At 61.8% G+C, this 12,605-nt stretch carries 13 protein-coding genes and 1 pseudogene; 7 read left to right on the forward strand and 7 right to left on the reverse strand.

Annotated elements, in window-relative coordinates; translation table 11 throughout:
- Positions 1-6: 6 nt before the first annotated feature.
- Both ACN9MY_RS28090 and ACN9MY_RS28095 read right to left on the reverse strand, forming a co-directional pair.
- Positions 7-588, reverse strand: a complete 582-nt coding sequence (locus ACN9MY_RS28090) for a DUF4241 domain-containing protein (protein WP_426165076.1) — start codon at positions 586-588, stop codon at positions 7-9.
- Positions 589-600: 12 nt separating this feature from the next.
- Positions 601-1,431 carry a type 1 glutamine amidotransferase domain-containing protein gene (locus ACN9MY_RS28095; protein ID WP_426165078.1) on the reverse strand — a complete coding sequence of 277 codons (831 nt, stop codon included), beginning with the start codon at positions 1,429-1,431 and terminating at the stop codon, positions 601-603.
- A 98-nt stretch (positions 1,432-1,529) separates the two neighbouring features.
- Here ACN9MY_RS28095 and ACN9MY_RS28100 point away from each other — a divergent pair, with 98 nt between their 5' ends.
- From ACN9MY_RS28100 to ACN9MY_RS28115, 4 genes and pseudogenes are all read left to right on the forward strand, one after another.
- Entirely contained in the window at positions 1,530-2,429 is a 900-nt protein-coding gene (locus tag ACN9MY_RS28100) for a LysR family transcriptional regulator (protein WP_426165080.1), read from the forward strand.
- A 116-nt stretch (positions 2,430-2,545) separates the two neighbouring features.
- The gene (locus ACN9MY_RS28105) at positions 2,546-3,223 is read left to right on the forward strand and encodes a CsgG/HfaB family protein (protein ID WP_426319330.1); all 678 of its coding nucleotides are present in this window, start codon (positions 2,546-2,548) and stop codon (positions 3,221-3,223) included.
- A 13-nt stretch (positions 3,224-3,236) separates the two neighbouring features.
- Positions 3,237-3,596 carry a DUF4810 domain-containing protein gene (locus tag ACN9MY_RS28110; RefSeq protein ID WP_426165084.1) on the forward strand — a complete coding sequence of 120 codons (360 nt, stop codon included), beginning with the start codon at positions 3,237-3,239 and terminating at the stop codon, positions 3,594-3,596.
- A 1-nt stretch (position 3,597) separates the two neighbouring features.
- Positions 3,598-4,254, forward strand: a pseudogene (locus tag ACN9MY_RS28115) (DUF799 domain-containing protein); the annotation flags it as partial.
- 512 nt (positions 4,255-4,766) lie between these two features.
- On the opposite strand, the gene ACN9MY_RS28120 reads toward ACN9MY_RS28115, so the two are convergent.
- Both ACN9MY_RS28120 and pmbA read right to left on the reverse strand, forming a co-directional pair.
- Complete coding sequence (locus tag ACN9MY_RS28120; protein ID WP_426165086.1) at positions 4,767-5,858, reverse strand: TRAP transporter substrate-binding protein; 1,092 nt, start codon at positions 5,856-5,858, stop codon at positions 4,767-4,769.
- A gap of 51 nt (positions 5,859-5,909) precedes the next feature.
- On the reverse strand, positions 5,910-7,262 hold the full coding sequence (gene pmbA / locus ACN9MY_RS28125) for a metalloprotease PmbA (protein WP_426165088.1): 1,353 nt from the start codon (positions 7,260-7,262) through the stop codon (positions 5,910-5,912).
- A 95-nt stretch (positions 7,263-7,357) separates the two neighbouring features.
- Between pmbA and yjgA the strand changes: the two genes are divergently transcribed.
- The 3 genes from yjgA to ACN9MY_RS28140 are packed head-to-tail and all read left to right on the forward strand — an operon-like array spanning position 7,358 to position 9,235.
- Positions 7,358-7,969: a ribosome biogenesis factor YjgA gene (gene yjgA, locus ACN9MY_RS28130; protein WP_426165090.1), complete on the forward strand. Its 612-nt coding sequence runs from the start codon at positions 7,358-7,360 to the stop codon at positions 7,967-7,969.
- Positions 7,962-8,570, forward strand: a complete 609-nt coding sequence (gene mog / locus ACN9MY_RS28135) for a molybdopterin adenylyltransferase (protein WP_426165092.1) — start codon at positions 7,962-7,964, stop codon at positions 8,568-8,570. The genes yjgA and mog overlap by 8 nt, the downstream gene beginning before the upstream one ends.
- Positions 8,567-9,235, forward strand: coding sequence for an alpha/beta hydrolase (locus ACN9MY_RS28140; RefSeq protein ID WP_426319331.1), 669 nt, complete (start codon positions 8,567-8,569; stop codon positions 9,233-9,235). Before mog ends, ACN9MY_RS28140 begins: the two co-directional genes overlap by 4 nt.
- A 436-nt stretch (positions 9,236-9,671) precedes the next feature.
- On the opposite strand, the gene ACN9MY_RS28145 is transcribed toward ACN9MY_RS28140, so the two are convergent.
- The 3 genes from ACN9MY_RS28145 to ACN9MY_RS28155 all read right to left on the reverse strand — a co-directional run bounded on the left by ACN9MY_RS28145 (position 9,672) and on the right by ACN9MY_RS28155 (position 12,486).
- Complete coding sequence (locus ACN9MY_RS28145) at positions 9,672-10,916, reverse strand: alpha/beta fold hydrolase (RefSeq protein WP_426319332.1); 1,245 nt, start codon at positions 10,914-10,916, stop codon at positions 9,672-9,674.
- 350 nt (positions 10,917-11,266) lie between these two features.
- The gene (locus ACN9MY_RS28150; RefSeq protein WP_426319333.1) at positions 11,267-11,686 is read right to left on the reverse strand and encodes a MarR family winged helix-turn-helix transcriptional regulator; all 420 of its coding nucleotides are present in this window, start codon (positions 11,684-11,686) and stop codon (positions 11,267-11,269) included.
- 44 nt (positions 11,687-11,730) lie between these two features.
- The gene (locus ACN9MY_RS28155; protein WP_426336455.1) at positions 11,731-12,486 is read right to left on the reverse strand and encodes an alpha/beta fold hydrolase; all 756 of its coding nucleotides are present in this window, start codon (positions 12,484-12,486) and stop codon (positions 11,731-11,733) included.
- Between the last annotated feature and the right edge of the window lie 119 nt (positions 12,487-12,605).

The raw sequence follows: 12,605 nt of genomic DNA on the forward strand, positions 1-12,605 counted from the left end.
AGATTGTCACTTCCAGAAAATCAGTAGGCGCTTCCACCAGCTTCGACCCGTTGGCGCTGCGTCATGTACGTTGGGAAGCACCGCGAAGTCGGTCACCAGGCTGGCCACGCGGCCATCCGCGCCATAACCGAAGTAGGAGGCGTACGGGCCGGCGCCTGCGCCGGCTGGAAAAGAGACGACGCAATCCGGGCCGGCCTGCGGGTCCATGAAACAGGCGCTGCCCGATTCCACGCTGTAGCCGAAGATCTCACCCGGCTTGAGCGTGCGGGCGTCCTGCGTCGCGACCAGCGCTGGGTACCAGTGGGCGACCGGCGTGTCGGCAAGCTGCACACGGGCATAGGCGATGCGCTCCTCGCCATTGTCGCACCCCGCCATCGCCAGCGTGACGGGATATTCGCCGTTCGGCACGCATTGCGTAAACGGCTGCAGCCCGGCTTCGGCCTGCGGGTCGCCAGCGGCGATCTTGCCGGAGATGACTGCCAGCCGGCCAGCTTCGGCCAGCGTGAACTGAATGGTGGTCTCTTCAAACGTAAAGCGCTCCGCGGCAAAGGCGGAGCGCAGTCCTTCGGGATTGGGCGCATAGCTCATGCGCCCATCATATTACTTTTGAAGGCGTGCCAGCAATTCCTTGCCCACCAGCGGTGCCGACGCAGGATTCTGGCCGGTGATCAGTTCGCGGTCGGTCACCATATTGCCCTGCCAGTTGGCAGCCTTGGAAAACTGCAGGCCAGCCTTCTGCAGCGCGGTTTGCGGGTAGAACTTCATTTCGCCGCCGCCCAGTTGGGACTTGGACGCCTCCTCTTCATCGTTGGTGAAGACAGTGACCTTGTAGCCGGAGTAGATCCATTTCGGCTGGGCGGGCGTGGCGCCTTGCGCCAGCTTCATGGCGAAGCCCTTGGCATCAGGCATGGCCGACAGCAGTGCGATCGGACCGTGGCATACCAGCGCGGTCGGCTTGCCGTCCTGGTGGAAAGCAGCCAGCACCTTGCCCAGCGCGGGACTGGCCAGCAGATCCTGCATCGGTGCGTGGCCGCCAGGAACGTAGACCGCATCGAACTTGCCGTAGCCCTGCTGCTCCACGCGCGCCAGGCTGACCACTGGCGAATTGGCGCTGTCGGTCAGGCGCAGCTGTTCCAGCAGCTTGCGGTGCGCGTCCAGTGCCGCCTGGTCGCCGCCGAAGAACATGGCGTTGACCGAACCCTGGTCCAGCGTCGGCGCCTTGCCGTTCGGGGTGGCGAAGGTCACCGTGTGGCCTGCGTCCAGCAGCATCTTCACCGGCTGCATCAGCTCATTGAGGTAAAAGCCGGTCTGGAAGGTCTTGCCGGCTTTGAGGTCCAGCGTGGCCTCGTCGGACAGGACGACCAGCACGTTGCCGGCATTGGCGTGCATTGCCGCAGCGGCGAGCGCGATCGCAGTCAGTTTCTTCATCATGGTTTGCTCCTTGTGGAAGTTGATGGCGCTACTTTATTCGAACCTCCAACAACGATAAACTACCTTAAAACCAAACCATTTTTCCCTTAAAGGCAATAATGAGCCGAAAATACGACCACCTGGGCGACGTCGAAACCTTCGTCACCGTCGTGGAGCGCGGTTCGCTGACGGCGGCCGCCGTCGCCATGTCCACCACACCCTCGGTCGTCAGCCGCGCACTGGCCCGGCTGGAGGCGCGCCTCGGCACCCAGCTCCTGCGCCGCACCACGCGCAGCCTCGGGCTGACGGACGCCGGCCGCCTGTACCTGGAGCAGACGCGCGCCGCGCTGTCCCTGATCGACGACGCCGAACGCGCGGTGCAGGCCGAAGGGCGCGAAGTCACCGGCCGCATCCGCATCAGCGCCCCGACCACGTTCGGCCATTACCGCCTGCCCGCCCTGCTGCAGCAATTCTCCGAGCGCTATCCATCGGTACGCGTGGAGCTGAACATCACCAACCGCAACGTCGACCTGGCGGCGGAAAATTTCGATTTCGCCATCCGCCAGGGCACGCTGAAGGACAGCAGCATGATCGCCCGCAAGCTGGAGGATGCCCAGCTGGTGCTGGTCTGTTCGCCCGCATATGCGAAGCGGCGAGGCATGCCGCGCGACCTTGATGCGCTGGCAGGGCATGCGTGCCTGACATTCCAGCTGCCAAGCACGGGGCGCTCCTTCCCCTGGCAATTCCTGCGCGATGGCGAAGAGCTGGACTGGCCGCCGGCATCGGCGCTTGAAGTGACGGATGATGCGTTGGGAACGGTATCGCTGGCGGAGGCAGGCCTGGGCATATGCCAGACCTTCCGCTTCATTGCACAGGACCGGCTTGAACGCGGGGTGCTGGTGGAAGTACTGCCGGAACTGAAGGGCCGCAGCCGGCCCTTCTCACTGATCTACACGCCGCAGCGCCGGATGACCGCTGCGGCGCGCGCCTTCAGTACATGCCTCCTGGGACAGGCGTAATGGCTGATAAGCAATTTTGTTTGTTACAAAGAAAGTAACGTATAATTCCCGCCTTTACAAACCTGTCGTTCTGTCAACAATTCCGGATGGCAAGCGACCATCATCATGGAGCTCATATGGCTGCATTCCCTACCCGCACGCTGCTGATCGGCGCATGCCTCACCTCGGCCCTGTTTGGCTGCGCAACCGAAAGTTCGCGCAGCCTCGAAGTCGCAACCGTGGCAAGCGCCAGCCGCCCTTACGCCGGCCCGCGCAGCCTGATCGCAGTGGGTCGCTTCGACAACCGCTCCAGTTTCCAGCGCGGCATCTTTTCCGATGGCGTTGACCGCCTCGGCAGCCAGGCCAAGACTATCCTGATCTCCCACCTGCAGGAGACCAACCGCTTCAACGTGCTGGACCGCGATAACCTGGAGCAGTTGAAGCAGGAAGCAGACTTCAAACGGGAAGGCCAGTCCATCAAGGGCGCCGACTTCGTCGTGACCGGCGATGTGACGGAGTTCGGCCGCAAGGAAGTGGGCGACAAGCAGTTGTTCGGCCTGGCCGGGCGCGGCAAGACCCAGGTAGCGTACGCCAAGGTGACGCTGAATGTTGTCAACATCAAAACCTCCGAAGTCGTTTATACGGCGCGCGGCGCCGGCGAATTCAGCCTGTCGAACCGCGAAGTGCTCGGCTTTGGCGGCACCGCCAGCTATGACGCCACGCTGAACGGCAAGGTGCTCGACCTGGCCATGCGCGAGGCGGTGGAACGCTTGGTGGCCGGCGTCGAAAGCGGCGCACTGACGCTCGCCAAATAAGGACAGGCTGGGCATGAAACATATCTTCGTCAAAGCATCGATCATGATGCTCGCAGCCGGCGTGCTCGCCGGCTGCCGCACCAGTAATCCTGATCTTTACCAGTGGGGCTCGTACCAGCCGCAGGTGTACCAGCATTTGAAGGGTGAGAGCCCGAACGATCAAATCGCGGCGCTGGAGAAGGACTTGCAGCGCATGAATGCCGCCGGCAGGAAGGCGCCGCCGGGCTTCCACGCCCATCTTGGCATGCTGTATTCGATGGTCGGCCGAAGCGATCTGGTTGCGGCTGAATTCCAGGAGGAAAAAAGGCTGTTCCCGGAATCGACAACCTACATGGATCGCCTGCTTGGAACCATGAGCAAGGGTAGCAATTAAGATGTTGAAAAAAGTTTTCAAACTGGCCGCGGTATTTGCGCCGGCCGTCCTGATGGTCGGTTGTGCGACCCACACCGTGAAGCCTTACGACTACAAGGCATTCGAAGCGAGCAATCCGCGTTCGATCCTGGTGCTGCCGCCACTGAATAATTCGCCGGAAGTCGGGGCTACCGAGAGCGTGTATTCGAGCGTGAGCTACCCGTTGGCCGAAGCTGGCTATTACGTCTTGCCCGTTTCCCTGGTCAGCGAGACCTTCAGGCAAAACGGCTTGACCACCCCGGCTGACATCCACAACGTCGACACGGAAAAATTGCGGGAGATTTTCGGCGCCGATGCTGCCTTGTACATGACGGTGGAAAAATACGGCAGCACCTACAATGTTCTCAGCAGCGTTACCACGGTCTCTGCCAGTGCCAAACTGGTGGACTTGAAAACCAGGGCGCTGCTGTGGGACGGCAAGGCGACCGTCGTCGACGATGGCAACCGTGGCGGCAACAACGGGGGCGGCCTTGCCGGCTTATTGATCAAGGCCGTTGTCACGCAAATCATGAACTCCTCGACCAATCGCAGCCATGAGGTTGCCGCCCAGACCAATGCGCTCTTGCTGGCGGGAGGCAATTCGCAGGGCATTCTCTACGGCCCTCGCTCCCCGAAATACACGGGCCGCAATGGCGTCGCTCCGGGCGTCGAGGCAAATGCCGCGCGCGCCCAGCCGACCGCAGCGGCCCCGGCACCGGTTGCGCGGACGTCCCCCGCCCCAAGCGCCGATGCAGTTCAGCCAGTTGCCGCTGTGAAGCCCGTTGCAGCCATCAAGCCGGCAGCTGCCCCAGTCCAGCCAGTAGCGGCCACGGCGCCAGTTGTCGCGCAGCCTCAGCCGGCGGCGACAACGCCTGCGCCGGTGCCCGCGGTGCAGCGTAGTGCCGCGGAGCAGGGCTATGCGGATGCGCTGTCTCGCGCACAGTCCAGGTATCAGTCCCTCGATCCTGGCTCGCCATGGTATCGACAGGAGCTGTACGATTGGGTCATGGCGCGTAAAGATGAATTCGTCCGCGCTGGCAAGGCGCCTGAAGCCGCACTGAAGCTGGCACTGGCCTCCATGGAAGGCCGCTAATCGCGGCGCACGCAAGAAAAAATGCCGTTCAGCCTGCGCTGAACGGCATTTTTTTTGAACTACTTGCCTCCTCGGCCTGCCTTGATCAGGAAGTTCTGCATGGTCGATTCCGCCACCGAGGCCCACTGGTTCTGGTCGTTGCGGAAGCGCTTCCACGGTTCGTAGATCTTGGCGAACTTGGCGTTCTTCGAAGCTTCTTCCGCCATCAGCTCATTGGATGCCTTGTAGGCCGCTTCCATGATGTCGTTGGAGTAGTTGCGCAGCTTGACGCCGCTCTTCATCAGGCGGCCCAGCGCGGTCGGGTTCTTGAAGTCGTACTCGGCCTGCATCACCACGTGGGCCTCATAGGCGGAAGCTTCAATCGCGGCCTGATACTCCTTCGGCAGCTTTTCCCATTCCTTGATGTTCACGTACAGGGTGAAGGAAGCGCCCGGCTCCCACCAGCCCGGGTAGTAGTAATACGGCGCCACCTTGTGGAAGCCCAGCTTTTCGTCGTCGTATGGACCGACCCATTCCGCCGCATCGATGGTGCCCTTTTCCAGCGCCGGGTAAATGTCGCCGCCGGCCAGCTGCTGCGGCACGGCGCCCAGGCGCTCCATCACCTTGCCGGCCAGGCCGGCGATGCGCATCTTGGTGCCCTTCAGGTCGGCCACGGATTTGACTTCCTTGCGGAACCAGCCGCCCATCTGGGTGCCCGAGTTACCGGCGATGAAGTTCATCACCCCGTAGTCCTTATAGAAGGCGCGCAGCAATTCCTTGCCGCCGCCCTGGTCGTACCAGGCGGTCTGCTGGCGCGAGGTCAGGCCGAACGGCACCGCGCAGTCGAAGGAGAACGTCGCGTCCTTGCCGTAGTAGTAGTACGAGGCGCTATGGCCGCATTCCACCGTGCCTGCCTGGACCGCGTCCAGCACCTGCAGGCCTGGCACCACTTCGCCGGCCGCAAACACGCGGATATTGAATTTGCCGCCGGTGAGCTGCGCCACGCGCTTGGTGAAGGTGTCGGCAGCGCCGTAAATGGTGTCGAGGGATTTGGGGAAGCTGGATGCCAGGCGCCAGGTGATGGCGGGCAGTTCGGCGGCGATAGCCGGTGCGGCGATAATTCCTGCGCCCGCACCTGCTGCGGCCTTCTTGATAAAGGAACGACGTTCCATACGTACTGTCTCCTTATGAGGGTTTTATCTCGGGACAGTGTATGGAAATATTTAGTTCCCGGCAACCACCATCTTTTCGATCAGGATCGAGCCTGTTTGCTTGGTGCCACGCACCAGGACATCGGTGCCGATGCCGACGATGTCCTGGAACATGTCCTTCATATTGCCGGCGATGGTGATCTCTTCCACCGGGTACTGGATCACGCCGTTCTCCACCCAGTAACCGGAAGCGCCGCGGCTGTAGTCGCCGGTCACATAGTTGGTGCCCTGCCCCATGAGCTCGGTGACCAGCAGGCCGGTGCCCATCTTGCGCAGCATGCCTTCGAAGTCGTCGTCCTTTTTCGTCTGCGAGGACGTGATGGACAGGTTGTGCGAGCCGCCGGCATTGCCGGTGGTTTTCATGCCCAGCTTGCGGGCCGAATAGGTCGACAGGAAATAGCCCTGCAGCACGCCGTTCTTTACCACGTCGCGCTTGTGGGTGCGCACGCCTTCCTCATCGAACGGCGCTGAACCGATGGCGCCCACCACGTGCGGGTCTTCCTTGACCTGGATGTGGGACGGGAAGATGTCCTTGCCCAGCGAGTCGACCAGGAAGGAGGACTTGCGATACAGGGCGCCGCCCGAAGTGGCCTGGACGAAGGCGCCCAGCAGGCCGGCGGCCAGCGGCGCCTCGAACAGCACCGGGCAGGTGCGGGTAGCCAGCTTGCGCGCATTCAGGCGCGCCAGCGAACGTTCTGCGGCATAGCGGCCGACGGCTTCGGCGCTGGCCATTTTCTTCGGATCGCGCACCGAGGTGTACCAGTCGTCGCGCTGCATCTTGGCGCCCTTGCCGGCGATCGGGGTCACCGACAGCGTGTGGCGCGAGTAAGGATAGCCGCCGATGAAGCCGCGCGAGTTGGCCGACACGAAGTGCGACTGCTGCACGTGCACGCCGGCGCCTTCGCTATTGGTCACGCGCGGATCGACCGCGAAGGCCGCCGCTTCGGCGCGCTGCGCCAGCTCCACAGCTTCTTCCGTGGAGATGGCCCATGGATAGAACAGCTTCAGGTCCTGCGGATTCTTCTCCAGCAGCTCTTCTTCCGCCAGGCCGGCGCAATCGTCTTCCGCCGTGAAGCGGGCGATGTTGTAGGCCGCTTCCACGGTCGCCTTCAGCGAAGCCGGGGAGAAATCGGAGGTGCTGGCATTGCCGCGTTTCTGGCCGATGAAGACCGTGACGCCGATGCCCTTGTCGCGATTCTGCTCGATGGTTTCGATCTTGCTCTTGCGGACCGAGACCGAAAGACCGCTGCCTTCGCTGATTTCGACGGCAGCATCGGTGCCGCCCTGCTCGCGCGCGTACTTCAACACGTCGCGGGCAAGCTGTTTCAACTGGTCCTGGGAATAGGAGAAGGCGGATTCGCTCATGGGGTCTTTTTGGGGGGCTGGGCGTTAAAACAGTTATCATAGCAGCCGTTTACCGTTTTTACAGGTAGGGTGTGACAGCCCCTGCCCCTCCTATCATGCCTAATCCAAACCGTGGCTCGTGCGGCTTCCAGTCCAGCGAGTTCGAACAAGAATACGAACGCCCATCCAAAACCGAAATGAAACGCCAGTCCGACGCCCTGCAAGACCTGGGCCGGGAACTGGTGGAGGCCCCGCGCGACCGCGTCAAGCGGGTGCCGATGCCGGAAGACGTGCGCGATGTCATTCTGGAATGCCAAAACATCAAGAATCACGAAGGCCGCCGCCGCCAGATGCAATTCATCGGCAAGAAGATGCGCACCCTGTCCGAAGAGGAAGTGGCGATCATCAAGCGCACCATCGAAGGCTGGAAAGGCGCCTCCAAGGCCGATACCGCCGCGCTGCACGCGCTGGAACGCCGCCGCGACAAGCTGCTGGCCGACGACAAGGCCCTGACCGTCCTGCTGGAAGAAGCGCCGCACCTGGACGTGCAGCACCTGCGCACCCTGATCCGCAACGCCCGCAAGGAACAGGCCGAGAACAAGCCTCCCAAGGCCTACCGTGAAATCTTCCAGATCCTGAAGGACCTGGACAAGAAGTCCGCCGCCTCCGAGCCATCGCCTGGTCCGGACGTTGACGTCGATGCGCCCGAAGGCGACGAAGATGAGTGACGAAACCCTGCTCGTTGGCCTGGTGTCGATCTCCGACCGCGCCAGCGGCGGCGTCTACCAGGACCAGGGCATCCCGGCGCTGGAAGATTGGCTGCGCAGCGCCATCGCCACGCCGCTGCGCTTCGAAACCCGCCTGATTCCCGATGAGCGTGCGCAGATCGAAGCCACCCTGGTGGAGCTGGTCGACCAGGTGCGCTGCCACCTGGTGCTGACCACCGGCGGCACCGGCCCCGCGCGCCGCGACGTGACGCCGGAAGCCACGCTGGCGATTGGCACCAAGGAAATGCCGGGCTTCGGCGAGCAGATGCGCCAGGTCAGCCTGGCCTTCGTGCCGACCGCCATCCTGTCGCGCCAGGTTGCCGTGATCCGCGAAACCGCCGACCACGCTGCCCTGGTCATCAACCTGCCGGGCCAGCCGAAAGCCATCAAGGAAACGCTGGAAGGCCTGAAGGATGCCGACGGCAAGCAACTGGTAGGCGGCGTGTTCGCAGCCGTCCCTTACTGCATCGACCTGATCGGCGGCCCTTACGCTGAAACCAACGATGCGGTGTGCAAGGCATTCCGTCCCAAATCCGCCATTCGCAAGAAGGACAACGCATGACCCACCTGCTGGATTCCATCGTCATCGACACCAAGCCCAATCCTGAAGTCTCCGTGATCTGGATGCACGGCCTGGGTGACAGCGGCGAAGGCTGGGCGCCTATCGTCAATGAGCTGAACCTGGCCGGCCTGCCGGGCATCCGCTTCATCTTCCCGCATGCGAACACCATGCCGGTGACGATCAACGGCGGCTACGTCATGCGCTCGTGGTACGACATCGTGCATACCGACCTGGGTCGCCAGGAAGATGAAAAAGGCTTGCGCGAGTCGCAGATCCTGGTCGACGCGCTGATCGAACGCGAAATCGCACGCGGCGTTGCGGCCAACCGCATCGTGCTGGGCGGCTTCTCGCAAGGCTGCGCAATGACCTTGCAGGCAGGCCTGCGCTATCCGAAAAAGCTGGCGGGCCTGATGTGCCTCTCCGGCTACGTGCCGCTGGCCGACAAGGTGGCCGCCGAGCGCCACGCCGCCAACCAGGAGACGCCGGTCTTCATGGTGCACGGCCGCATGGACCCGGTGATCCCGATCGAGCGCGCAGTGGCATCGCGCGAGCTGCTGGTAAAGCTGGGCTACCAGGTCGAATGGCATGACTATCCGATGCAGCACTCGGCCTGCGCCGAAGAGCTGGTGCATGTCTCGGCATGGCTGAAGAAGGTGCTCGCCTAAAACTGCGCCGATCTCGCCGTTGCGGAACCCCGACGGCCCGCTGGTCGCCAAACCGCAAGCGTGAACGCACACGGCGTAGACCTGAACCGCAATTCTCCCGCCCTGCTGGCAGTACGAAGCGCCTCGCTACTGGGCCAAAGTCACTCGCAGCGACCCACGCCGCTTCTCCGGCAAGGCACCACTGTCGGAGCCGGAAAGCCGCTGGGTGCACGAGACCATCGAACGGTTTCCAGCCTGACCTGATCGTATCCTGCATGCGCCCTTCGTCGTGTTGGACTTCGACGGCGAGGCCGAACAGCGGCCAACACAAACAAAATGCCCGTGAACACGGTTAAATAGCCAGACGCCCAGGCCATGCCGATGGATGCGGAAATCCAGCGCATCTGGCTCGACATGATGGACTGGATCCGGCAGAACGTGAATTAGAGCCGGGCACTCAGTCCGCCTGCTCTGCCTTTTTCAGGTTGGCCTCGTAGCCGGCCAGCGCACCAGCATCCATCCCTTGCGATCGCCCAAGCGCCAATGCACGCTGGAACTGGGCCTTGGCCAGTTTCGTCTGCTTCATTTCGAGCAATGCTTCGCCATAGCTGTCATACGCGTTGGCCGACTCAGGGAAATTCTCGACGTTGAACTTCATCAGCATGGCCGCAAACTGAACCTTTTGCGGCTGTCCGAGCAGAGAGTAGGCCAGAGTGTTGATATCGGCTTCGCCAAGCTGGCTCGCTTTCAGCTGGGCGCCGACCAAGGACTCCGCTTCCCGCGCCCGTCGTGCCAGCACCAGTGGAGCTGCCTGGTCGACAGCCTTGAGCACACCTTCACGCGCCAACTGGCGGGCCTTGCGTTGTGCATGGGAGGTGGCACTAGCCATCACTTGCTCGACTGCACTGACCACCAGCTCCGGCTCGTCCAGCTGAATATAGTGGCCGCTGTTTGCCGTGACAATATGGCTGCCGTTGGAGAACTGCTTGAAAAACTCGTCGTGCAAGGTGCGCCAGGCTGACATGCCCGCTTGCGTATGCAGCACGAACTCGGGGTGTTCGTAAACCTTGGCGGAAGTCAGCACCACGGTTGGCACATCGGGCAATGGCGCGCCCTGCGGCAAGCTGCCCGCATCAAAAATTTGCTGAACCAGTCTGTATTCAGCCTTGTAAGGTGCGGGTATGAACGACTCGATTGCCTTCTGGTCTTGGGCAAACTTGGCCGGATCAATTTTCTTAAGTGCTGCGTCCAAGCCTTCAGCGCTGGCGTCGACAAATACCATACCCGCAACGTCGGCTGGGTGGTGCGCAGCAAACTGCCTCACCAGTAGCCCGCCATACGAATGGCCAACCAAGATGAAGGGCGGCTTGAGCTGGGCGGCCTTGATCATCTGCTCCAGTTCAGCGCCACTCTGCTCCAGTGTGCGCGGCTCCGGGCGAACATCCGACTTGCCGATGCCTGCGCGCGAATATGTGACGACCTTGGCCGACTTCGATAACGCCGGCGCAACCTTGCGCCAGACACTCAGGTCACCAGCAAATCCCGCTTCAAAAATAATCGTGTACGGCCCGCTGCCCGCGGTTTGTACATCCACGGAGTAAACACCAACACGCAGGCCCTCGGCCTGGCACACCGGGATAGTCATGCCCATCGCGAGCGACAAGAGGGAAACCTTCAGCAACTGCCTGGAGAGAAAATGCATAAACGACGCTGACCTTCTATTCGGGTTGAGGAATTTGCTTGCATATAATAAATTACAAAAAATGCAAACCACAACTCTATCTCACCCGCCGAACCTTGAGGGACCGAATCACCGCAGACTGGCTGGATCACCTGCCTGGCTTTGTTGGCTGTGAATTGAAGTCCGCCAAGAGCTCGTCAATCACTGGTGTGAGCTTCTCTTGCGTACGAGCCCATGTTCCTGAGCCAATTACCCTGGAATTTTAGTTGCGCACCAAGATCTAGACATTCATGTAATTAAAATTCGAGGAGATTGCGTGGATTTTTGTAGGAACAGGTCGGGCTCTCAGGGCGGAGTCACCTCGACCGCATCTAGCTAAGGTTGCGGCTCAACTTGTCGAGGCCCGCCGCCAGACGCTCCACGTCGCTGGCAGTGATCGCGCACGCTTCGGCGATCTGCTCGCTCACCTTCAACCCTGTAGCGCGCAGCTTGCGGCCTTTGTCGGTCAACGTCAGCACGAGGTTGCGTTCATCATTCGCATCGCGGCCGCGGGCAACGTAGCCTTCCGCCTCCAGGCGTTTGACCAGTGGCGTGATCGAGCCAGGGTCCTGCTGCAGGCGCTCGGCCAGCCCCTTGATGCCCAAGCCCTCCTGCTCCCACAGCACGACCATCACCAGGTATTGGGGATAGGTCAGGTTGAGCGGCGCGAGGATGGGCTTGTAAAGCTGGGTCAGCTTCAGCGAAGTCGAATACAGCTTGAAGCAGAGGTGCTGGTCCAGCGTAGGGGGCATGCGGTTTTCCATGGCGCGTACTGTAGCACAGCCCCCTGTCGGGATTAACGTTTGACCGCGGCCAGGATCACCTTGGCCACAGCTTCCGGTTGCGACGCCATCGGCACGTGGCTGCTTGGCAGCGTGGTGGTGGTCGCGTTGATCTTGGCAGCGAAGGACTTCTGCAGGCCCGGATCGATCATGCGGTCCTTGGAAGCGACGATGTAGTAGCTGGGCTTGGTCTTCCACGCAGCCACGTCCACCTTGTCGCCAAAGGCGCTGGCCTTGATCGGGCCCTGGGTCGCGGTCATCAGGCGATGCTCGGCAGGAGTCAGGTCCTGGGCGAAGTTGACTGCCATCGATTCGGCCGACAGGTAGATAAAGCCGTTGTTGTCGGGCTTCAGCGATGCGATGCCAGGTGGCAGCGGGAAATCCTTGCCCAGTTCACCCACCACTTCGCCCTCCGACGGCGCGAAAGCAGCCACGTAGACCAGGGATTTCACTTTGTCGCTGGCGCCGGCCTGGGTGATCACCGCGCCGCCCCAGGAATGGCCCACCAACACCACCTTGCCGCTCTGCGCATCGATCACGCGCTGGGCAAAGGCCACGTCGTCCGCCAGCGAGGTCAGAGGGTTCTGCACCGACACCACTTTCACGCCCTGCTTCTGCAGGATCGGGATCACCTTGTTCCAGGCGGAGCCGTCGGCGAAGGCGCCGTGTACCAGCACGACGGTGGTGTCTTCGGCAGCGTGGACAGGAACCAGGGCAGCGCCGGCAACCAGGGAAGCAGCAAACAGGGCGGATTTGATGGACGATTTCATGGCAAAACTCCTATAAATAGTGTGTTAATGATTAGCGCGCTCAACGCATGAGTGAAACTATAGCGCACAAATAATTAGTGCGCAAACTATTTTTTCAGCACGGTCGTTCGCCTGCCAGG

It is taken from the genome of Pseudoduganella sp. R-31, assembly GCF_049913235.1.
Taxonomy (GTDB): domain Bacteria; phylum Pseudomonadota; class Gammaproteobacteria; order Burkholderiales; family Burkholderiaceae_D; genus Rugamonas.

Coding starts and splice junctions, on each gene's coding strand:
- ACN9MY_RS28090 (WP_426165076.1), bottom strand. CDS start 588: ATGAGCTATGCGCCCAATCCCGAAGGACTGCGCTCCGCCTTTGCCGCG.
- ACN9MY_RS28095 (WP_426165078.1), bottom strand. CDS start 1,431: ATGATGAAGAAACTGACTGCGATCGCGCTCGCCGCTGCGGCAATGCAC.
- ACN9MY_RS28100 (WP_426165080.1), top strand. CDS start 1,530: ATGAGCCGAAAATACGACCACCTGGGCGACGTCGAAACCTTCGTCACC.
- ACN9MY_RS28105 (WP_426319330.1), top strand. CDS start 2,546: ATGGCTGCATTCCCTACCCGCACGCTGCTGATCGGCGCATGCCTCACC.
- ACN9MY_RS28110 (WP_426165084.1), top strand. CDS start 3,237: ATGAAACATATCTTCGTCAAAGCATCGATCATGATGCTCGCAGCCGGC.
- ACN9MY_RS28120 (WP_426165086.1), bottom strand. CDS start 5,858: ATGGAACGTCGTTCCTTTATCAAGAAGGCCGCAGCAGGTGCGGGCGCA.
- pmbA (WP_426165088.1), bottom strand. CDS start 7,262: ATGAGCGAATCCGCCTTCTCCTATTCCCAGGACCAGTTGAAACAGCTT.
- yjgA (WP_426165090.1), top strand. CDS start 7,358: ATGCCTAATCCAAACCGTGGCTCGTGCGGCTTCCAGTCCAGCGAGTTC.
- mog (WP_426165092.1), top strand. CDS start 7,962: ATGAGTGACGAAACCCTGCTCGTTGGCCTGGTGTCGATCTCCGACCGC.
- ACN9MY_RS28140 (WP_426319331.1), top strand. CDS start 8,567: ATGACCCACCTGCTGGATTCCATCGTCATCGACACCAAGCCCAATCCT.
- ACN9MY_RS28145 (WP_426319332.1), bottom strand. CDS start 10,916: ATGCATTTTCTCTCCAGGCAGTTGCTGAAGGTTTCCCTCTTGTCGCTC.
- ACN9MY_RS28150 (WP_426319333.1), bottom strand. CDS start 11,686: ATGCCCCCTACGCTGGACCAGCACCTCTGCTTCAAGCTGTATTCGACT.
- ACN9MY_RS28155 (WP_426336455.1), bottom strand. CDS start 12,486: ATGAAATCGTCCATCAAATCCGCCCTGTTTGCTGCTTCCCTGGTTGCC.